This is a genomic window from Tatumella citrea (assembly GCF_002163585.1).
Classification (GTDB): domain Bacteria; phylum Pseudomonadota; class Gammaproteobacteria; order Enterobacterales; family Enterobacteriaceae; genus Tatumella; species Tatumella citrea.
On sequence record NZ_CP015579.1, the window covers coordinates 3560438 to 3580520 of the forward strand.

Below are 20083 nucleotides of genomic sequence, written 5' to 3' on the forward strand. Positions count from 1 at the left end.
GATTCTGCCAGTAAAAAAAACGGTGCCCTAAAGCACCGTTGCGATAAATTCACGTACCCGTCCGTTTTGCGGATCATCAAGTACCTGCTGCGTGGGGCCAGCGGCAACAATGCTGCCTGACTCCATAAACACGATGTTATCAGCCACTTCTTTAGCAAAGCCGATTTCGTGGGTCACAATCACCATAGTGATTCCGGAATGTGCCAGTTGCTTAATCACCTGCAATACTTCACCCACCAGCTCAGGATCAAGTGCGGAGGTCGGTTCATCAAACAACATCACTCCGGGGTTCATCGCCAGCGCTCTGGCAATCGCCACTCGCTGTTGTTGCCCACCGGAAAGGTTTTGTGGCCATTCATTTTCACGGCCATCCAGCCCTACATGTTTCAGCAGTTCCAGCGCCTGATCGATACTCTGCTGACGCCCCTGTTTTTTAACCCGCATCGGTGCATCAATGATGTTCTGCAGCACAGTACGGTGAGGGAACAGGTTGAACTGCTGAAACACCATCCCGATATCGCGACGCTGACGCGCGATATCACGGTTGCTGCGTTCATGCAGGGTATGACCTTTCTGGTGATATCCCACCAGCTCTTCACCGACACGGATCGTACCGCCATCCAGTTTTTCAAGATGGTTGATGCAACGTAACAGAGTCGATTTTCCGGACCCCGAAGGCCCCAGAATCACCGTCACTGAACCGGCAGGAATATCCAGATCAACCTGTTTAAGAATGGTGTTACCGGAAAATCGCTTGGTCACTTTACGTAAGTAAATAGCCTCAGCCACGGGATACCTCCTTGCGGGCCACACGGCTCAGCAGTTTAGCGATCCCCGAAGGTTCACGGCGTGTCACCCCGCGGGAAAAATAGCGTTCAATATAATACTGCCCCACAGAAAGCACTGACGTCATCAGCAGATACCAGAGCGTTGCTACCAACAGCAGAGGAATCACCTCGTAAGTGCGTTGATAGATGATCTGGGCCGAGTAAAGTACATCCTGTAGGGATATTACCGAAACTATCGCCGTGGTTTTTAGCTGACCAATCACTTCATTACCCGCCGGAGGCAGGATGGCTCGCATCGCCTGCGGTAAAATGGTGTAGCGAAAAATCTGTGCCGGGCGGTATCCCAACGCGCGGGCGGCTTCAATCTGTCCGTTACTGACACTCTGAATACCGGCACGTACAATCTCGGCGGCATAGGCCGACTGATGCATCACCAGGGCAATCACTGCCGCCGTGAACGGGCTTATCAGCGTATTTGACTTCACACTCCACAGCTCACCCAGTCCCGGCAAAGAAACGGACAGGGTCGGGTACAACGCAGCAACGTTGTACCACAGGAATAGCTGAACCAGCATCGGTACACCACGGAAGAACCAGGTATAGGCCCAGCTCACGGTGGAAAGCACCGGATTCGACGACAGACGCATTAACGCTAACAAGGTACCGAAAAAGAAACCAAGCACTACCGAGATCACGGTCAGGTGCAGGGTCATTAATACCCCCTGCAGTATCGACGCTTCGGTAAAGTTATCGGCTATCACCTGCCATGCAAAGTTCGGGTTATTGACCATTGAATCGATCATTCCCGCCACACATAACAGGACGATCAGTGCGCTAATCCAACGACCATAATAACGTTTACCGACAATTTTTAGTTCTTCTGCCGGTTCAGTTACTGATTTCATTTAAAGATCTCTTCATTACGAAGTGACTGTTTTACTGCACCAAAACCAATACCCCAGTGGTCGAGAATTTTCTGGTATGAGCCATCTTTAATCAGGGAGTTTAGTGCCGCCTGAACCGCAGGTTCCAACGGAGAGTCTTTCGGGAAAGCCACTGACACCGGGGCATCATTCACCGTTAACACACCACTGACGGTGGCAGGCTTAATCTGTTTCACCTGCCAGATCAGACCTTCATACGGTCCCAGGAACATCGGTACCCGTCCGCTGACCACGGCCTGAACACCTGCCGGACGGTCCGGGAATACCGCGACCTGAATAGGTTTTTTACCTTCGGTCTGGCACTGTTTGCTGGCATCTTCCAGACGGGTCACCTGAGTGGTGCCTGAACCGGCGCCGACCTGATTGCCACACAACGCATCAAATGAGGTAAACGGCTTAATATCAGAAGATTTCAGCGAAATAACCCCTAGTTTGCTGGCATCGTAGTAGCTGACAAAATCAATCAGTTTCAGACGGGTTTGAGTGGCATTAATATTGGATAACGCCACATCATAGCGGCCGGTTTTCAGACCAGGAATGATATTGTCAAAACCACCACTGTTACGCCACTGCACCTGAACACCCAGACGCTGACCTACGGCATTCATCACATCGATTTCGCGCCCTGCCAGAGTTTTATTGTCAGTTTCAAAAAACGTGGTCGGTGGTGTGTTTGGGTTGGTTGCCGCCACAATGTAACCACGTTTGGCAATATCGGCAGGTAATAGCTTATTCAGTGCAGGATCTTCTTTGACCTGGATTGAACTGTGAGTCGGTACTGAGAGATCGGCTGCCAGAGCACTGGTCGCACTGAGTGCTGACACGACGACAGCTATTCCTTTTAAAAATCTGTTCACCGGAATCATTCTCCTGGTTGGTCTGCAAAGTATTTCCCGAACGGGAATAAAGAAAAAACGCCGGGCTGTTGGCCCCGCGTTATAAATACGAGTTATAAACCGTGTGCGGATGATAAAAACTCACAAGGCTGTGATCAAGATCATTGTCTTTTAATCACAAACTAATCGCAAATTCCAAAAACAGCTATTCTAATTCCATTTAAGAATAAGCAGCACTGGCGGAGATAAAAAACCACAAAAAAGGGCTCTGTCATGACAGAACCCCGTTTTACAGATAAAACTACCGCACTAACTGACTACCCGCAGCGCAGCACCTGACTGCCAGGCACTGACATTTTCAGCCAGCTGAAAAAGTGCTCCCTGACGAGCTTCGGTACTGCCCCAGGCGATATGTGGAGTAATCAACAAATTTGGAATCCCCCCGGCCAGTAATGGATTGTCCGGTGACGGCGGTTCCTGGCTCAGCACATCCACCGCAGCCCCGCCGATTTCACCGCGACGTAAAGCCTCCGCCAGCGCCTGTTCATCAATCAATGCTCCGCGGGCGCTGTTGATCAGCAAGGCCGATGGCTTCATTAAACTCAGCCGGTAAGAATTAATCAGCCCGCTGGTTTCCGGAGTCAGTGGACAATGTAATGCCACCACGTCTGCTGTCGCCAGCAGCTCATCCAGTGGCAGTTTATCCGGACTGCTGTCGCGCCCCGGTAACTGCGCAAACCTGACCTGCATACCAAATGCTTCTGCCAGCTGTGCCACTTTACTGCCCAGTTCACCCTGCCCCACAATCCCCAACAATTTACCGTTGAGTTCTGTCAGCGGGTAATTTGTCAGACAAAACCGGTCCGATGCGGCCCAGTCACCCTGTCTGACCAGTGCATCATAACGGGCAACATGATTGGTCAGTGACAGGATCAGAGCCAGGGTGTGCTGAGCAACCGAATGGGTGCCGTACCCCTGGCAGTTGCACACTGTCACCCCATGTTGGCGGGCAGCCTGTAAATCCACTGCATTGGTTCCGGTCGCCGACAACAGCACCAGCTTTAACTGCGGTAACTGGCTAAAAATTTCCGCCGGTAACAGCAGATCGCTGACAATGGCAATTTCTGCATCCTGTAACCGCTCAACGATTTCCGCGGGTGCGGTATGTGGATACAGTTCCAGTTCAGGTAGTACGTTGTACAAACACGCCGGATCAAGATCGCCAAAATCCAGCGACGCATAGTCTAAAAATACTGCCTTGTTCGCCGCACGGCCTTCTGAGGCTGCAGTCATTCAACTACTCCAGAAACGATGGATCGTTTTTGATCAGCATCCGCTTCATTTCTTCAAAATGTTCACGGGAGAAATCGGTAATCTTTTCCCAGTCCTGAGCGGTTTTTTCAGCAACATCATCTGCCAGTACCCGTAACGGCTTACCGGTAGACAGTGCAGTAATCAGGATCTGACAGGCGCGTTCCAGAGTATAAATATCATCAAACGCTTCGCCGACATTCGCCGCCGTTACCATTACTCCGTGGTTACCCATCAGCAAACGACTGTGGCCCTGCAACAGGCTGGTCAGGCGTTCACCTTCCGCTTCCGTATCCGCCATACCACCATACATGGTATCAACCGCGACCCGGCGGAAATATCTGGCGGTATTCTGGTCGATTGGCGGGATCACCGGTTCTTCCAGACAGGAAATGGCGGTGGTGTAGACCGGATGCAGATGCAGAACGACTTTCACATGCGGGAGTCGCTGATGAATCTGTCCGTGAATGGCCCAGGCTGTCGGGTCAACATCACTGCGTTTACCATCTTCAGGATTATCTGCATCCAGCAGCAGCAGATCCCCCGGTTTAATCCGTGAGAAATGTACCCATTTCGGGTTGATCAGAAATTTTTTACCGTCTTCTGAAACTGCCGCACTGAAATGGTTAGCAACAGCTTCATGCATATTCAGCTGTGCACAGATGCGAAATACTGCTGCCAAATCAATACGTAACTGTTGTTCGTGGCTTAACGACATCTCATTCTCCGCGTGTCCAGGGATGCCGGCAGCTCACGGCTGCCGGCAGGGATGATAGCAAAACAGCTTATTCAGCTGTCGGCATCAGCGTTTTGATATCTTCCGCGGTAGGGGCAGAAAATTTATATTTTGCCAGTAACTGACGGTATTCCGCTGTCTGAGTGAACTTCTGTAATCCCTCAGTGATCGCCTGTTTCACCTGCGGATCATCTTTACGGACACCCATGCCCAACAGCTGTGGATATAACAGTTTGTCAGAGCTGATAATCAGACGACCTTTCAGCTTATCGACCGCAGACAGTGCGACAGCCACATCGGTAATCTGTGCGTCAGCCGCGTGTGACAGCAGCGCCTGAGTTGCCTGTGGGTCAGTAGAGAATTCACTGATAGCCATCGGTTTCAGGTTATTTTTAACGCAATAATCGGTCGAGAATTTATGCAGATTCTGCAGGAAAGATGTCCCGGCCATTACAGAAACTTTGTGACCACATAAGTCTTCCGCAGATTTTGGCTTAAACTGGCTACCCGCCAATACCACAATGCTCTGTCCGGTTTTCAGGTAAGGGATCATATCCACCACCTTCAGACGTTCCGGAGTGATGTACATGGCTGAGTTGGTCACATCAAACTTTTTACCTTTCAGCCCCGGGATCAGGTTCGGGAAACGGGTATCCAGAGTGACCAGTTGACGACCCATCGCTTTCGCCACTCCGGTCAGCATCTCAATGTCAAAGCCTGCCGGCTTATCATTCTTCATATATTCATAAGGAGCAAATGTCACATCTGAACCGGCTACAATTTTTCCCGCCTGCAGGAAGTCAGCATGTGCTCCTGCCGCAACCATACCCAGAGAAAGTACTGCCAGTTTAACTGCTGTCATTTTATTACGCATATCAACCTCTGATTAACCCGCCAGTGTGACGTCTTTAAGAAAATCGGTGACCCTTGCATTGCTGCCACTTCGTAGTAAAGCCGGTGCCTCATCAACGACCACCCGACCTTTCTCCATAAATACAATCCGGTCTGAAACACCAAATGCAAAGTTCATTTCATGGGTCACAATCACCATGGTAATGCCCTCCTGTGCCAGACTTTCGATAACACCCAGCACTTCATTCACTTTTTCAGGATCCAGCGCGGAAGTGGGTTCATCAAACAACATAATTTGTGGGCGCATCATCAACGCTCTGGCAATTGCCACACGCTGCTGTTGACCGCCGGATAACTGATGCGGGTATTTACAGGCATGTTCCAGCATCCCAACTTTGTGCAACAGTGCACAAGCCTGGTGCACCAGCGACGAAGTGTCGCCTGCTTTGTGATATTTTGGTGCAAGCAACAGGTTTTCCATCACTGTACGGTGCGGGAACAGGTTGAAGCTCTGGAACACCATACCAATATTCAGGCGTAGCGCATTATTCTCACTGAACACCGGCGGACTTGCACCCTGCTGTTTCAGTTGAATAAACGGCTGGCCGTTCATTTCAATTTCACCGTGATCAATCTGCTCCAGACCATTCAGCAGACGAATCAGAGTAGTTTTACCGGAACCGGAAGGTCCAATCACCGATACAACTTCGCCTGGTTTGACCTGCAGATCGACAGCTCCCAACACTTCCACATTGTTATAGGCTTTGTGCAGGCGACGCGCATCCAGAGCAGGAACTCCCTGGGTACTCACCGGCGGCGCCATAACTGAAACTGGTTTTTCCGCCAGGTCCAGCCATTCCCGTGGAACGGTCTGTCCTTTTTTACGCGTGACATCCAGGTATTTTTCCAGCTGTTTCAGCAGGAAATCGAACACAGTCACTACCAGGATGTAGTAGAACGCCACCGCCGTCATGGTTTCCATGACCAGGAAGTTTTCTGAATAAAGACGCTGTCCAACCAGCAGGATTTCGGTCAGAGAAACCACCGACACCAGCGATGTCAGTTTTACAATCGAAATATATTCATTCGCCAGACCTGGCAGAGCGACTCTGACAGCCTGTGGAATAATGATTTTCCACTGAATTCCACCGTAAGCCAGCCCCAACGCCCTGCCCGCTTCATACTGGCCTTTGTTAATCGATAACAGGCCGCTACGGTGAATTTCTGCCATGTAGGCGGTTTCACTCAGCACCAGAGCAATAAGCCCGGCATAGAACGGATTACTCAGCACCACTGAGGTTGAAGGAACCGCCTGTGGCATGTTGTAGACAAATATCAGCAATACCAACAGCGGTAGGCTGCGGAAAAACCAGATATACAGGTTGGCCAGAAAGCGCAGAACCGGTTTAGAGGACTGTTTTGCCAATGCCAGCGCAAAGCCCAGCACCATACTGATCACCCAGGTCATCAGACTAAGTCTGATAACGGTCCATGTGGCCCACCAAAAATCTTTGTCTTTGAACAGGCTGAATAAATAGTTCCAGTCAAACGTCATATATACACCTTTTAATCTTCTTTGACGCCAGTATCAGTCCGTATACATTTTGACTACATACGTGACTACAAGGGCAGAATGCCGGACAGGATTTACCGTGGCTGACACTGATGAATGGAGACGGTCTCCTTGATATTCATCCTCATGGCTTTTGGGATATATGAAAATTATTAAATATATTGAGCATGACACTAAAAAAACTAACTGAGTATTTTTTAACCATAATAGCCCTGCAACTGCCAGTGTTATTTTTCAGTTATCCTTAGGAAAACAATAACCACACAATATGTAATGATTTGGTGGCATGTTAATTGCTTTATCATAGGAAATTGCGATGATAAAAGAGGACGTATGGCAAACTATACTCTGCGACAACTTAAGTATTTCATTACCACAGTTGAGTGCGGCAGTGTGGCGGAAGCGTCGCGAAAGCTTTATATCGCCCAGCCATCGATATCGACGGCAATAAAAGGGCTGGAGGACAGCTTTGGTGTACAGCTGTTTATCCGTCACCATGCTCAGGGAGTTTCTCTGACACCTTCCGGGGCACGTTTTTACCGTAAAGCGCAGAAACTGCTGCGCATGGCCCACGAGTTTGAGCAGAATGCACTGGCCGATAATGATGTGGTGGCCGGGCAAATTGATATTGGCTGCTTTGAAACGGTGGCGCCGTTAATCCTGCCAAAGCTGATTGCCGGATTTAAAGAGCGTTATCCGGGTGTCGAATTTATTTTGCGTGACGGTGAACAGCATGAACTGGTTCAGGGATTAACCGCTGGCAGCTTCGATCTGGCACTGCTGTATAAGCATGAGCTGGATAAAAGTATTACCACCGAACCACTGATGCCCCCTTCCAGGCCTTATGTGTTGTTACCGGCGGATCACCGTTTCTCACAACAACAGTCAGTCTCGCTAAAAGATCTGGTCTCAGAACCAATGATTCTGCTGGATGTACAACCGAGCCGTAACTATTTTGTCGATCTGTTCACTCAGGCGGACCTCACTCCCAATATTGTGTTCAGCTCACCGTCGATTGAAATGGTACGGGGAATGGTCGGTCAGGGATTTGGTTTTGCTTTGCTGGTGACCAAACCGCACAGTACCTTTAGCTACGATGGCAAGCCATTGGTCACGCTACAGATTCGCGAAGATGTGGAAGGCTCCGGGTTATCCGCCGCCTGGCTGACCCGAACTCAGTTGACTAAGCCTGCACGGCTGTTTGTTGATTTCTGCAAAGAGATGCTGGCTCAGGAGTCCTGAGCCAGCGTTAGCGTGGTTTAACTGTCACTACGCATCCACTGGCACAATTTATCCAGCATCGCGCTGCATTGTGCCAGTTGTTCTATGGCCACGAACTCGTCAGCTTTGTGCCCCTGGTCCATACATCCGGGTCCGCACACCATCGTGGCGATCCCCGCTTCATCAAACAATCCGCCTTCGGTTCCGTAAGGAACGGTAGTTAATGTACTGTGCCCGCACCATTCACTGACCCAGCGGGCTATATCCGACTGAGGATCGGTGCATAATCCGGGATACTGACTGAGCGGAGTAAAGGTGATATCACACTGGTCTGATACCGCTCGCATCTTCGGCAACAGTTGCTGCTGGGCAAAATCCGTAATGCTACGGATAGTTTGCTCAGCTGGCTGGTCAGGCAGATGACGCAGTTCAAAATCAAACTGGCACTCACGCGGAACGATATTTAACGCATTACCACCACGAATCACCCCAGTCTGAAGCGTACTAAACGCCGGAGAAAAACGCGTATCCTGCTCCAGAGTCAGTTGCTCTGCAACCTCGCCCATCCGGTGAATGATTTTCGAGGCATATTCAATAGCATTGACGCCCTCAGGAGCATACGCAGAATGACAGGCATGGCCCTGCACATGACAGCGCATGGCAATTTTTCCTTTATGACCAAACACCGGCTGCATTTCGGTAGGTTCGCCGACAATGCATAAACCTGGTTTCTGCGGGCTGCTGTTAAGCATCTCAATCAGACTCCGGACACCAAGGCAGCCCACTTCCTCGTCATAGGAAAAAGCCAGGTGCAGTGGTAAGCGTAACGGCCGGGCCAGAAAGCCCGGTAACGCAGCCAGCACGCAGGCAATAAAACCTTTCATATCCGCACTGCCACGGCCGTAATAGCGGCCATCACGCTCCGTGAGGGCAAAAGGTTCTGTGGTCCAGTTTTGTCCGTCAACCGGCACTACATCGGTATGCCCGGAAAGCATGACCCCGCCATCTTCAGCCGGACCCAGTCTCGCATGCAGATTGGCTTTACTACGGTCATCGTTATAAATCAGCTGATGTTCAATTCCCAGCTCAGTCAGATAACCGGCAATAGCCTCAATTAAACGCAGATTTGATTCACGGCTGGTAGTATCAAAGGATAACAAGCGCGCCAGCCAGTCACGGGTGGCATCACTCATCTCCGGGGACTCCATAACTCGGTGCACGGGTAGGATCGATAGCACGGGTGATATAGTCATCCATCTGTGGCTGGTAGCTTTGCCACAAACTGGCCAGTTCGCCAATCGGGTCCTCTTCCGCCCAGTCGACACGCAAATCAACAATCGGCCATACCAGGTCGCCGACGACTTTTACTGCTGCGGAATGCACCGGGCCCGCTTCGCCTCCCGCGGCTACACCAGCCTGCATGGCAATAATCAGTCGTTCAGGCAACTGGCCACTGCTCTGCTCAAAGGCCTCTACCATGGCTTCGATAACTTCTTTTCCGGCCAGCATGTTACCGGCGACCACACAATCTTTACCAGCCACCGCATGGTAAGTTCCGAGGGCTTTACTGCCGCTGAAGAATGCAGTTGTACCGTCAGCGTTAATTGCCGTCACCTGACGGTACTGGCTGTAGCCCTGACTGGAGAGAACGTCATCTATCGCCTGTTGTGGCTGTTTCCCTTTTTCGAGCTGGTCAAGAATCTGTGGCCCGAGTGCCGGCAGAGTAATGTTCTGGCTGGAAACCGCTCCGACTCCCGCCTGAAGCCACGGACAGCGCGCGCCGACCGCAATGCTCGACGAACTAATGGCAATGCCTAACTGGCCGGTCTCGGCGCAACGTGCAGCAATAGAGAATGTCATAGTCGCTCCTCAGTTTATTCAGGCATCTGGTCGTCAGGGATCACCGCAATAACATCAATTTCCATCAGCCATTGTGGCTGACCCAGTGCAGAAACAACCAGTCCGGTAGAGATCGGGAACACGCCTTTCAGCCATTTCCCGACTTCCTGGTAGACTGGTTCACGGTAACGCGGGTCGATAAGATAAGTCGTGGTTTTCACAATATGTGATAAATCACTGCCAGCTTCTTCCAGCAGTTGTTTCACGTTTTTCATCGCCTGCTCAGCCTGAGCGCGGGCATCGCCTAACCCGACCAGATTACCGTCAAAATCAGTACCAACCTGTCCACGCACATAGACCGTGTTTCCGGCCCGCACTGCCTGGCAAAGATCATTATTCAGTGACTGGTTTGGGTAAGTTTCTTTGGTATTAAACATACGAATACGGGTATGGGTTGGCTTACTCATCATGTTCTCTCTCTTTGAGTCATCAGTCAGTTTCCGGTCATGACCGGAATAATCGCTCATCCCTTCGGAGCCATACCGGCAGTCCACGGGGAGCGGCAGAAAATTGATCTGGCTTGATACCGGGTGTCATCGGGTTTTCGTTGCCTGTCGGACGATTCGCTGATGCCATTCCCAGTAGTTTCCTGACTACCATCATCGCCAGAGCGGAACAACAGAGAAATTATTTTTTTTATAGCGACTGCCCAGTTAAATACTTATCAGATTTTTTTACAGTTCCTGCATTCTGCTGACAAGACAAAATATCACCGCAGACAGGGGGACAGGATAAGGAGGCAGAGCCGCGAGGATGTAATACAGGGAGGGTTTTCTGCAGAAAACAGGCGAGTCCCGGACCCGCCTTCTGTTCAGAAACGTAGTGACAAACAGGACAAACTGCCATCCATTTTTTTAAATTCGCTGGTATCAATGGTGACAACCGGCAGTCCAAGTTCACTCAGTTTTTTTAGTGTGACAGGATATCCGGCGGGAGTGATAAGGGTACCGTTAATCAGTAGCGTATTACCTGCATAGGCTTCCTCATCGGGGATGACGATACGCTGAAAATCAGCAAAAGCAGGCAGTTCTGCATAGGCTGCGGTGAGCAACAGAGTATTGTTACCTATATAGTTGACCACACTTTTCAGATGCAATCCGCTGCCGGTTTTTACCGCCTTCACCTGATAGCCCAGTGGCGTAACCACCGAGGTAAACTCATCAATAGCTATCTGGTTGGTCCTTTGTGTCAGGCCGATAAAGAATTGTTTGCCCACTAACAAAACATCCCCGCCATCCAGATGCCCGTCGTGGCTCATGCGGTACAAAGGTCGGTATTTCTCCAGTTCGGCAGCCAGCAACTCTTCTTCTCCCTGCCGACTGATAGCCCCGGGATGAGTCATTATCGCCAGTTCCGGAATAATCACCGCAGGGTCTTCTACAAAATGCGCATCAGGGTAATCTGGTTCAGCAGGTAATAATGTCACGCGCAGTCCCTGCTCCAGCAGAACCTCGATATAACGAAAGAATTGCTGACGTGTTCTGGCGCTGTCGGGAAGCCCTTCTGTCGCCGTGGTTTCGCCACGGGCACAGTTCAGAGCAGGGAGACGGGTGATTACCTGAGTAAAATGCATTCTTTATCCTTTTACAGAAAACTAAGGTTAACGATAAAAAAATCCGCGAATCATCTTAACGATAGGTCTGAAGCGACATAAAAATACCGCAGCTTTTAGGTCTGCGGTATGACAGTTCACTATTTTATCTGTTCGTCAGACCTATATGCCGCTGCGTTGTCCGTCGGGCAATCGCTGGCTGTTACGCTGACGAGAACTCAACACCATACCGGCCAGCACCACCAGCACGGCCAGTATTCCGGTCGCTATAATCTCGATACGGTGAGCAGGCATAAACAACATAGAACACAGTATCCCGACAATCACGACAATGACACACCAGGTCAGACCAGGAAACAGCCACATTTTATATGACGGAAGTTCCCCCTGAGATTCCATCCGCTTGCGCATCACCAACTGAGAACAGGCAATCACCAGATACACCAGCAGAGCAATGGCCCCGGAGCTGGCCAGCAGGAAGTTAAATACTTCCGCAGGGGCAACATAGTTGGCAAACACGGCCAGGAAAGCAGCAGCAGTAGAGAACAGAACCGCCACCCACGGGGTACCTGCAGCGCTGGTTTTTGCCGCCGCCGCCGGAGCGTCCTGACGGGTTGCCAGCGAATAGAGCATCCGCGACGAAGTATAAAGAGCAGAGTTCAGACAGCTGCACACCGCCGTCAGCACCACAATATCAACAATCAGTTTGGCATGCGGGATGTTCATCATCTCCAGCACCGTCTGGTAAGACCCTTTGCTGGCGAGTGAAGGGGTGTTCCAGGGTACCAGCGAAACAATAAACAGAATCGACAGCAAATAGAATAAAGAGATACGCCAGATTACCGAATTGGTCGCTTTAGAGATTTCGCTGCCTGGATTTTTAGATTCTGCTGCCGCAATAGTGACAATCTCGGTCCCCATAAAAGAGAACATCGTGGTCAGTATCGCTGCCAGTACTGCTCCAAAGCCATGTGGCATAAATCCACCGCTGTCATACAGATGGCTCATACCACTGACCTGGCTGCCCGGCATCAGACCAAAGATAGCGACACATCCCAGCACCAGGAAAACCACGATGGCGGCCACTTTAACCAGCGCCAGCCAGAATTCAAATTCGCCATAGTGTTTCACACTGAACAGGTTACTGACTGTCAGGATCAGTGTGATGGCCAGGGTAAACTGCCAGATAGCGACTTGCGGAAACCAGCTATTAAGAATGGTCGCTGCAGCATTGGCTTCCAGCGGAATCACCAGTACCCAAAACCACCAGTACAGCCAGCCAATGGTAAACCCGGCCCAGCGGCCTAACGCCCGATGTGCGTAGGTCGAGAATGACCCGGAATCCGGTGAGCTGACGGCCATTTCGGCCAGCATACGCATAATTAATACTACCAGACCGCCGGCAATCAGATAGGCAATCAACACTGCCGGTCCGGCCTCTGCAATCGCATGGCCCGAACCCACAAATAAGCCTGCGCCAATGACGCCGGCAATTGAAAGCATACGGATATGCCGGGATTTAAGTCCCGGAGAAAGTGTGTCTGTGTTTGGAGAAGTAATGCTCATGATTTCCCTCATCATAATATTTTTAGACGGAATACCCCGTAACACTGGATACGCCGTGGTTGGTCGGGAATAGAGGTAATAAATTTCCCGGGGAGGAACGGTCCCCGGGAGAACACCCTGTACTGCGAATAGTTAAAAATCAGACAGCATATTGCTGTAATGCATTGGTCAGAATACCCAGTGCCTGTCGGAATTGATCGGTAGGAATGGTCAGCGGATAAAGGAAGCGAATGACATTGCCTTTCTGACCACAGGTCAGCAACAGCAGTCCTTGTTCCATTGCAGCAGCCTGTACCTGGCGGGCTACCTGGGTGTCATGAAACTCGGCTGCAACCATTGAACCCAGTCCGCGAACCTCTTTGATGGCCGGACAGCGTGGCTGCAGTTCCCGCAGGCAGCTAACCAGCTCACTGCCCAGTTGCTGTGAACGCTGGCAAAGCTGTTCTTCGTCAATCACATCCAGTACTGCGTGCGCCGCCGCAATCGACAGCGGGTTACCGGCATAGGTACCGCCCAGGCCGCCGGGATTCGGAGCATCCATAACTTCTGCGCGTCCGGAAACAGCAGACAGTGGGAAACCGCCAGCCAGGCTTTTCGCCATAGTGATGATATCTGGCTTCACGCTGAAGTTTTCCATCGCAAACAAGGTTCCGGTACGGGCAAACCCGGTCTGAACTTCATCAGCAATTAACAGAATACCGTGCTGGTCAGCCAGTTTACGCAGCCCAGCCATAAACTCGTCAGGTGCCACACGGAATCCACCTTCACCCTGCACCGGCTCCAGCACAATCGCAGCAACGTTGTGTGGCGCAATGTCGTAGTGGAAAATGTCTTCCAGGCTGCTAAGTGCCTGTCCGACAGTGACCTCGTTTTCCACCGGGAAACGGGCATGGAAAACGGAAGGAACCATCGGGCCAAAGTCTTGTTTGTAAGGAGCCACTTTGCCGGTCATTGCCATGGTCATCATGGTGCGTCCGTGGAAGGAGCCACCAAAAGTGATTACTCCGTGACGGCCGGTATAGGCGCGGGCAATTTTCACAGCGTTTTCGACCGCTTCAGCGCCGGTAGAGAAAAATGCGGTTTTTGCCGGGCCTTCCACCGGAACACGCTGATTAATACGCTCGGCCAGAGAGATATAACTCTCGTAAGGTACAATCTGAAAGGCGGTGTGGGTAAATTTCTGCAACTGTTCAGCCACTGCAGCCACGACTTTCGGGTGACGATGGCCGGTATTTAGTACCGCAATACCACCTGCAAAATCAATCACCTCACGACCTTCTGTATCCCGGAGGGTGGCATTTTCGGCGCTGCTGACAAACCAGTCACACATCACCGCATTACCGCGTGGCAGAGCGTTTTGTTTACGTTGGTTTAATGCGTTTTTAGAGTCACTCATGTTATATCTGCCTCGTAAGATTGCTGTATCTTTTGTTATAAAACTGCTTTTATTTATCCCGCCATTTGGTGTACTTTCCAGAGCCATTTGAGCGTAAAAAGAAGGTGCCAATTGCGAACACTCTATGCCGATCACCTGCTGGAACGTCTGCAATTCGAACAGCATGGCAGGCTGCACCAGCGTTTACTGCGGGTGTTACAGCAGGCGATTATTGACGGCGTTTTTCCGCCGGAAACCCGGCTGCCCGCTACCCGTGATCTGGCGAAAGAGCTGGGAATTTCACGTAATACCGTGCTTAACGCCTACGACAGTTTACTGGCTGAAGGCTATGTCACATCACGAACCGGCAGCGGGACACGGGTCGCCAAAACATTGCCCGAGTTTTGTCTTAACAGTGCCAGCCAGCAGACAGCAGAAATTCCTGAGCAGCAATTGCCCCCTATACTGTCTGCCCGGGGTGCCGCGCTACTGGGGCATGCGACCGCGTCTCCTTTCCAGTGGGGAGCTTTTGTACCGGGAGCCCCGGATGTCACTGCATTTCCACATAAAACACTGAGCAAAATCCAGGCAAGACTCAGTCAGCAGCCTGATATCAATCAGCTGATCTACAGTAATGACGGTGGTTGCGCTTATCTGCGCCAGGCGCTGGCAGATTACCTGAGAGTTGCCCGTTCAATTCGGGCTGAAGCAGATCAGATAATCATTACCGAAGGGATTCACCAGGCGGTCGATTTGGTGTCGCGGGTATTGTGCGATCAGAACGATACGGTATGGATTGAAGAGCCTGGCTACTGGGGAACCCGAAATTTATTAAGAATTAACAGCCTGGATGTACATGCAGTACCGGTCGATGAAGAGGGAATGTTGCCGGAAATCACTGCCCGCAGACCAGCACCCAAAATGGTGTTCGTGACTCCATCTCACCAGTATCCGTTAGGGGTTCACCTCAGCCTGAGCCGCCGTAAACAGCTACTGGATATGGCTCGCCGGCATCGTTTTTGGATAGTTGAAGATGACTATGACAGTGAATTTCGTTTCTCCGGCAGCCCCTGGCCATCATTGCAGGGTCTGGAGGAAGACGCCCCGGTGATTTACATGGGTACCTTCAGTAAAACGCTTTATCCGGCCTTACGTATTGGTTATCTGGTGGTGCCAAAAAATCTAAAGACCGAGCTTCGTACCGCAGCAGCCGAACTTTACCGGGGCGGACACCTGATTATCCAGCGGGCCATTTCCGAATTTATCAGTCAGGGGCATTACGCAGCCCATATCCGTCGCATGCGGCTACTGTATAATCAGCGGAGAAAATTTTTACTGAGTCTGATTCAGCGCTATCTCGGGGAGGCTTTTATGCCGCGGTATAACCACGATGCCGGGTTACACCTGGTCATGACTTTGCCGGATAAAAGTGATGATGTGGCTATCGCACGGGAAGCCCTGCGTAAAGGAGTGAGTGTCCGGCCGCTGTCACAATACTATATGCAGCGTCAGAAAAAGCGCGGATTATTGTTGGGTTACGCCTGCGTCAATGAACAGCAGATTTTTACTGCTTTCCATCTGCTGCGTCAGTGTCTGATCAACGCCGGGCTCTGCCGGCAACGACCGGCAATTCCGGGCGAAGAGCAGAGTGGTCCGGCCTGACGGCAGGACCACTCTGGTGCGTTAGCGACGGTTACGCCATACGGTCTGAATATTACAGAACTCATGCAGGCCAAAATGATTCAGCTCACGCCCGTAGCCACTTTTCTTCACCCCGCCAATGGTCACACGAGGATCAGAGGCGCCATAACCGTTAATAAAGACTGCTCCGGTTTCCAGGCTGTCGGCAAAATGGTCTGCCAGTGCTTCATCCGCTGTCCACACGGTTGCACTCAGGCCAAATTCGCTATTATTTGCCAGTGCCAGCGCATGTGCTGCATCGCGGGCAACTGTCAGGGCGGCGACCGGACCAAAGATTTCTTCGCGAAATGCGGTCATCTCTTCGCTGACGTCAGCCAGTATTGTCGGTGCATAGTAGTTACCAACCCCGGCAATTTTCTCGCCGCCACACACCAGTCTGGCGCCCTGACTCAACGTATCCCGGACCTGCTGATGTAACTCGTCACGCAGATCGTAACGGGCCATCGGTCCCAGATAAGTCGCTTCATCGAGGGGATCACCACTCTTCAGTGCCTGAACTGCCGCACTGAAACGGGATTCAAATTCCGCTGCTACCGGCGCTTCAACGATAAAACGTTTTGCCGCCATGCAGACCTGTCCGGTATTCTGATAACGCCCCGCTACCGCGGCTTTCACCGCCTCATCCAGATCAGCATCTGCCAGTACGATAAACGGATCAGAACCCCCAAGTTCCAGTACTGTCTTCTTCAGCGCAGCCCCGGCCTGAGTGGCAATAGCTGCCCCTGCTCTGACGCTACCGGTAACTGCAACGGCAGCGACTCGTGGATCTTTAATCAGCTGAGAAACCCCGGCATTATCCACATTCAGTAGTTCAAAGGTACCTTCAGGGAAACCCACAGAATTCATGACTTCCTGTAACAGAGTCGCACATCCCATCACGTTCGGCGCATGTTTCAGAATATAGGTATTTCCGGCCAACAACATTCCGGCAGCACCGCGCAAAACCTGCCAGTAAGGAAAGTTCCACGGCATAACAGCCAGAATGGCGCCGAGAGGACGAAACTCCTGCCAGGCCTGCTGATTTTCGACCTGAGTTGGCTGAGCCGCCAATACCGCAGGGCCGTTATCGGCATACCATTCGCAAACCTGGGCACATTTATTGACTTCGGCACGCGCCTGAACAATAGGTTTCCCCATCTCCAGTGTCATCATCTGTGCCAGTTCATCACAACGTTCCCGCAGTCGTGCAGCCAACGTCCGCAGCACTTTGACACGAGTCTCCATCGGAGTCACACGCCAGTCTGAAAATGCGCTGGCACTACGTTGCAGGCTGCTTTCGATAGCGTCACTGTTCTGAAACGGATAGCGGGCCAGTTCTTCACCGGTGGCAGGGTTGATAGATACAGCATAATCAGTCATAAATAATCCTTACTGCGGGTTAACAGGCAATGCTGATTACCATACGCCCACCAGTAGCTGTTTTAAAATGAATATTTATAACGAAGTTAGTGATGAATAAAGAACAACCTGTCAAACATTAAACAGATGAAACCATTAACACTCACGGTTAGCTGCGGGCATGGTCACACCTAAAGACCAGAAAAGTGTTATGATTCAGCTATAATTGCGCCCGTAAATATTAAACCTGATGAGCCAGGCAATGATAAAAATAACTGTCTGCGTGTTAACCTTCAACTCTGCACGCACCCTGAACGACGTTCTTCCCCCGGTACTTACCATCGCAGACCAGGTCATTGTGCTGGATTCCGGCAGCAGTGATCAGACATTAGAAATCTGCCGTAATCATGGGATTGAAGCCCATTACAGTCCGTATGAAATGCATGGCAGACAAATGAATAAAGCCATTGCGCTGGCTGAGAATGACTGGGTATTTTGTCTGGATAGCGATGAAATTCTTGATACTCAGACGCTGGATTTTATTAAGCAGCTAAAGTCTGCAGCAGATCAGCCGGCTATCGATCAGGCATGGCGCATTTCCCGCTACTGGTATGTACTGGGTAAAGAGGTAAAAACCATTTACCCGGTTTCCTCGCCTGACTACCCTGTACGGCTGTTTAACCGCACCGTCGCTGGTTTTAATGACCGGCCAGTCGATGATGAAGTTGTCGGTGAAAAACAGAGTTCGGTCATCCCGGGCCATGTCCGCCACGACACCTTTTATTCTTTGCACGAAATGTTCAGTAAGATGAACAGCTATACCACCCGGCTGGTCAAAAATCAGCGCATTCGCCCGTCACTGGTTCGTGGTACCTTCAGTGCCATTGGTGCCTTTTTTAAGTGGTATCTGCTTAACGGCAGTTGGCGTCTGGGGAAAGTGGGCTTTGCCACCGGCGTTTACGCCACACTCTACAGCTTTATGAAATATTTTAAGGCCTGGTATCAGCACAACAATAAGTAACCGACGGACCTTCAGTCATTGTCATGCCTTCCCCTGTCGGGACATCGTCTGGCTGAGAACAACCTGCAAACCACATTCTCACCGGGTCTGTGGTTTGTCGGAAAGGATTAGCGTTTATCCCCTTCCCACAAACTTCTTCTTCTCCCCGGAATACCCGTATTGCCGCGGGCCAGTCTGGTCAACAGCCGCAATTCACTACACCTCTGCGGGAAATAATACAATTCACGGTTGAACCCTGCCGAATTTAGCAAAGCTACTGGAATGTACTTATCCCCTTCCCCCCTGGTTTTCCGGGTTCTCACAGAAATGTATTAACCAGCACGGACTATAAAATGAAGATTTCTCCGCCAGTCAGTCAATTGAGATGGACTTCATAAAACATTAGATAATATTATTAAAAATGTACTTATTTCTGCTTATTTCACCAATGACCGCATTTATTTAATAAGTATTTCTTAATAAGGAGCCAGTGATTGAAAACCCTGAAATCACTCACCGTGTTAACCCTCTGCGGGATAAACATCTCTTATGCTATCGCTCAAAGCCCGGCAGATGCTGGTACTCCACCGCTGAGTAATGTTGATAAATCTGCATGGGCTTTACAGGTGACCCCTTTTATTTGGGCTGCCGGGCTTCATGGAAGAATGTCACCGTATCAACGCGGAACAACAATGAATGTGGATAAATCTTTTTCCGATATCATGAGTGATTTTAACGCGGGAGGGTTTTTAAATATCTGGGCTCGCCATGACCGGGTCGTTTTCTCCGGTGATATTCTCTATATCGACACCACCAACTCTCACGCAAGCGGCCCGTTATCTTCTTATCAGATCCCTGGTTTAGGAGTGACAATCCCACCCGGCAGTCATGTCGGAGCAAAAATTGATAGCAGGCAGTCGATGGCGACGCTAATGGCAGGGTATCGGTTAGTCGACAAATCAAATATCACCCTGGATGCACTCACCGGTGTGCGCTTATGGCACATCGACAATAAAGTCACAGTGACCGCGAATAATCCATATATCGGAAAGCGTACCGAAAGTTACAGCGAAGATTTTGGCTGGGTAGATCCTGTCATTGGAGTACGTGCATTTATTCCGTTAACTAATAAATTATCGCTACAGAATCAGGCAGATGTTGGCGGGTTCGGCATAGGTTCAGAGATAACCTGGTCTGTTAATGCTACAGCCAATTACATAGTCACCCGTAATTTATCAGTATCAGCCGGATATAAGATTTTAAAAATCAATTACGATCATGCTGGCCGGGTTTACGATGTACGATTAAACGGCCCTATGTTAGGAGCGAGCTGGCGTTTCTGACCATGACGAATTTTGGGACACCAGCTGCGGTAATAATGCAAAAACCAG

Annotated in this window: 18 protein-coding genes; 4 read left to right on the forward strand and 14 right to left on the reverse strand. The window is 50.6% G+C overall.

Features of this window, described 5'->3' with window-relative positions:
• Positions 1-27 precede the first annotated feature (27 nt).
• The 7 genes from A7K98_RS16895 to A7K98_RS16925 all read right to left on the reverse strand — a co-directional run bounded on the left by A7K98_RS16895 (position 28) and on the right by A7K98_RS16925 (position 7022).
• Positions 28-789 carry an amino acid ABC transporter ATP-binding protein gene (locus tag A7K98_RS16895; RefSeq protein WP_087489609.1) on the reverse strand — a complete coding sequence of 254 codons (762 nt, stop codon included), beginning with the start codon at positions 787-789 and terminating at the stop codon, positions 28-30.
• Positions 782-1693, reverse strand: coding sequence for an amino acid ABC transporter permease (locus A7K98_RS16900; RefSeq protein ID WP_087489610.1), 912 nt, complete (start codon positions 1691-1693; stop codon positions 782-784). Before A7K98_RS16900 ends, A7K98_RS16895 begins: the two co-directional genes overlap by 8 nt.
• The gene (locus tag A7K98_RS16905) at positions 1690-2589 is read right to left on the reverse strand and encodes an ABC transporter substrate-binding protein (protein WP_232461554.1); all 900 of its coding nucleotides are present in this window, start codon (positions 2587-2589) and stop codon (positions 1690-1692) included. The genes A7K98_RS16900 and A7K98_RS16905 overlap by 4 nt, the downstream gene beginning before the upstream one ends.
• A 288-nt stretch (positions 2590-2877) precedes the next feature.
• Complete coding sequence (locus tag A7K98_RS16910) at positions 2878-3861, reverse strand: 2-hydroxyacid dehydrogenase (protein WP_087489612.1); 984 nt, start codon at positions 3859-3861, stop codon at positions 2878-2880.
• A 4-nt stretch (positions 3862-3865) separates the two neighbouring features.
• Positions 3866-4597, reverse strand: a complete 732-nt coding sequence (locus A7K98_RS16915) for a class II aldolase and adducin N-terminal domain-containing protein (protein ID WP_087489613.1) — start codon at positions 4595-4597, stop codon at positions 3866-3868.
• A 67-nt stretch (positions 4598-4664) separates the two neighbouring features.
• Entirely contained in the window at positions 4665-5441 is a 777-nt protein-coding gene (locus A7K98_RS16920; protein WP_232461648.1) for an ABC transporter substrate-binding protein, read from the reverse strand.
• Between the two features lie 60 nt (positions 5442-5501).
• Entirely contained in the window at positions 5502-7022 is a 1521-nt protein-coding gene (locus tag A7K98_RS16925; protein ID WP_087489614.1) for an amino acid ABC transporter permease/ATP-binding protein, read from the reverse strand.
• A 351-nt stretch (positions 7023-7373) separates the two neighbouring features.
• Here A7K98_RS16925 and A7K98_RS16930 point away from each other — a divergent pair, with 351 nt between their 5' ends.
• Positions 7374-8282 (forward strand): LysR family transcriptional regulator, encoded by a 909-nt coding sequence (locus A7K98_RS16930; RefSeq protein ID WP_087489615.1) that lies wholly within the window; start codon positions 7374-7376, stop codon positions 8280-8282.
• 17 nt (positions 8283-8299) lie between these two features.
• Here the strand turns inward: A7K98_RS16930 and argE are convergent, their stop codons facing one another.
• From argE to gabT, 6 genes are all read right to left on the reverse strand, one after another.
• Positions 8300-9454 (reverse strand): acetylornithine deacetylase, encoded by a 1155-nt coding sequence (gene argE / locus A7K98_RS16935; RefSeq protein WP_087489616.1) that lies wholly within the window; start codon positions 9452-9454, stop codon positions 8300-8302.
• On the reverse strand, positions 9447-10121 hold the full coding sequence (locus A7K98_RS16940; RefSeq protein ID WP_087489617.1) for a DUF1028 domain-containing protein: 675 nt from the start codon (positions 10119-10121) through the stop codon (positions 9447-9449). The genes argE and A7K98_RS16940 overlap by 8 nt, the downstream gene beginning before the upstream one ends.
• A gap of 14 nt (positions 10122-10135) precedes the next feature.
• Positions 10136-10567 (reverse strand): RidA family protein, encoded by a 432-nt coding sequence (locus tag A7K98_RS16945; RefSeq protein WP_087490562.1) that lies wholly within the window; start codon positions 10565-10567, stop codon positions 10136-10138.
• Between the two features lie 404 nt (positions 10568-10971).
• Positions 10972-11733, reverse strand: a complete 762-nt coding sequence (locus A7K98_RS16950) for a dimethylarginine dimethylaminohydrolase family protein (protein WP_087489618.1) — start codon at positions 11731-11733, stop codon at positions 10972-10974.
• 141 nt (positions 11734-11874) lie between these two features.
• Complete coding sequence (gene gabP, locus A7K98_RS16955) at positions 11875-13278, reverse strand: GABA permease (protein WP_198361112.1); 1404 nt, start codon at positions 13276-13278, stop codon at positions 11875-11877.
• 139 nt (positions 13279-13417) lie between these two features.
• Positions 13418-14674, reverse strand: coding sequence for a 4-aminobutyrate--2-oxoglutarate transaminase (gabT, locus tag A7K98_RS16960; RefSeq protein WP_087489619.1), 1257 nt, complete (start codon positions 14672-14674; stop codon positions 13418-13420).
• A 111-nt stretch (positions 14675-14785) separates the two neighbouring features.
• Between gabT and pdxR the strand changes: the two genes are divergently transcribed.
• Complete coding sequence (pdxR, locus tag A7K98_RS16965) at positions 14786-16315, forward strand: MocR-like pyridoxine biosynthesis transcription factor PdxR (RefSeq protein WP_087489620.1); 1530 nt, start codon at positions 14786-14788, stop codon at positions 16313-16315.
• A gap of 21 nt (positions 16316-16336) precedes the next feature.
• Here the strand turns inward: pdxR and A7K98_RS16970 are convergent, their stop codons facing one another.
• A complete protein-coding gene (locus A7K98_RS16970) occupies positions 16337-17713 on the reverse strand; it encodes an aldehyde dehydrogenase family protein (protein WP_087489621.1) in 1377 nt (458 codons plus the stop codon).
• Between the two features lie 241 nt (positions 17714-17954).
• Here A7K98_RS16970 and A7K98_RS16975 point away from each other — a divergent pair, with 241 nt between their 5' ends.
• On the forward strand, positions 17955-18713 hold the full coding sequence (locus A7K98_RS16975; RefSeq protein WP_087489622.1) for a glycosyltransferase family 2 protein: 759 nt from the start codon (positions 17955-17957) through the stop codon (positions 18711-18713).
• 473 nt (positions 18714-19186) lie between these two features.
• Positions 19187-20035, forward strand: a complete 849-nt coding sequence (locus tag A7K98_RS16980; protein WP_198361113.1) for a YfaZ family protein — start codon at positions 19187-19189, stop codon at positions 20033-20035.
• Positions 20036-20083: the final 48 nt, after the last annotated feature.

What these genes read in the sequence shown, in the direction of transcription:
- A7K98_RS16900 (WP_087489610.1), bottom strand. Translation starts at nt 1,693, where the DNA reads ATGAAATCAGTAACTGAACCGGCAGAAGAACTAAAAATTGTCGGTAAA.
- A7K98_RS16910 (WP_087489612.1), bottom strand. Translation starts at nt 3,861, where the DNA reads ATGACTGCAGCCTCAGAAGGCCGTGCGGCGAACAAGGCAGTATTTTTA.
- A7K98_RS16915 (WP_087489613.1), bottom strand. Translation starts at nt 4,597, where the DNA reads ATGTCGTTAAGCCACGAACAACAGTTACGTATTGATTTGGCAGCAGTA.
- A7K98_RS16920 (WP_232461648.1), bottom strand. Translation starts at nt 5,441, where the DNA reads ATGGTTGCGGCAGGAGCACATGCTGACTTCCTGCAGGCGGGAAAAATT.
- A7K98_RS16925 (WP_087489614.1), bottom strand. Translation starts at nt 7,022, where the DNA reads ATGACGTTTGACTGGAACTATTTATTCAGCCTGTTCAAAGACAAAGAT.
- A7K98_RS16930 (WP_087489615.1), top strand. Translation starts at nt 7,374, where the DNA reads ATGGCAAACTATACTCTGCGACAACTTAAGTATTTCATTACCACAGTT.
- argE (WP_087489616.1), bottom strand. Translation starts at nt 9,454, where the DNA reads ATGAGTGATGCCACCCGTGACTGGCTGGCGCGCTTGTTATCCTTTGAT.
- A7K98_RS16940 (WP_087489617.1), bottom strand. Translation starts at nt 10,121, where the DNA reads ATGACATTCTCTATTGCTGCACGTTGCGCCGAGACCGGCCAGTTAGGC.
- A7K98_RS16945 (WP_087490562.1), bottom strand. Translation starts at nt 10,567, where the DNA reads ATGAGTAAGCCAACCCATACCCGTATTCGTATGTTTAATACCAAAGAA.
- A7K98_RS16950 (WP_087489618.1), bottom strand. Translation starts at nt 11,733, where the DNA reads ATGCATTTTACTCAGGTAATCACCCGTCTCCCTGCTCTGAACTGTGCC.
- gabP (WP_198361112.1), bottom strand. Translation starts at nt 13,278, where the DNA reads ATGAGCATTACTTCTCCAAACACAGACACACTTTCTCCGGGACTTAAA.
- gabT (WP_087489619.1), bottom strand. Translation starts at nt 14,674, where the DNA reads ATGAGTGACTCTAAAAACGCATTAAACCAACGTAAACAAAACGCTCTG.
- A7K98_RS16970 (WP_087489621.1), bottom strand. Translation starts at nt 17,713, where the DNA reads ATGACTGATTATGCTGTATCTATCAACCCTGCCACCGGTGAAGAACTG.
- A7K98_RS16975 (WP_087489622.1), top strand. Translation starts at nt 17,955, where the DNA reads ATGATAAAAATAACTGTCTGCGTGTTAACCTTCAACTCTGCACGCACC.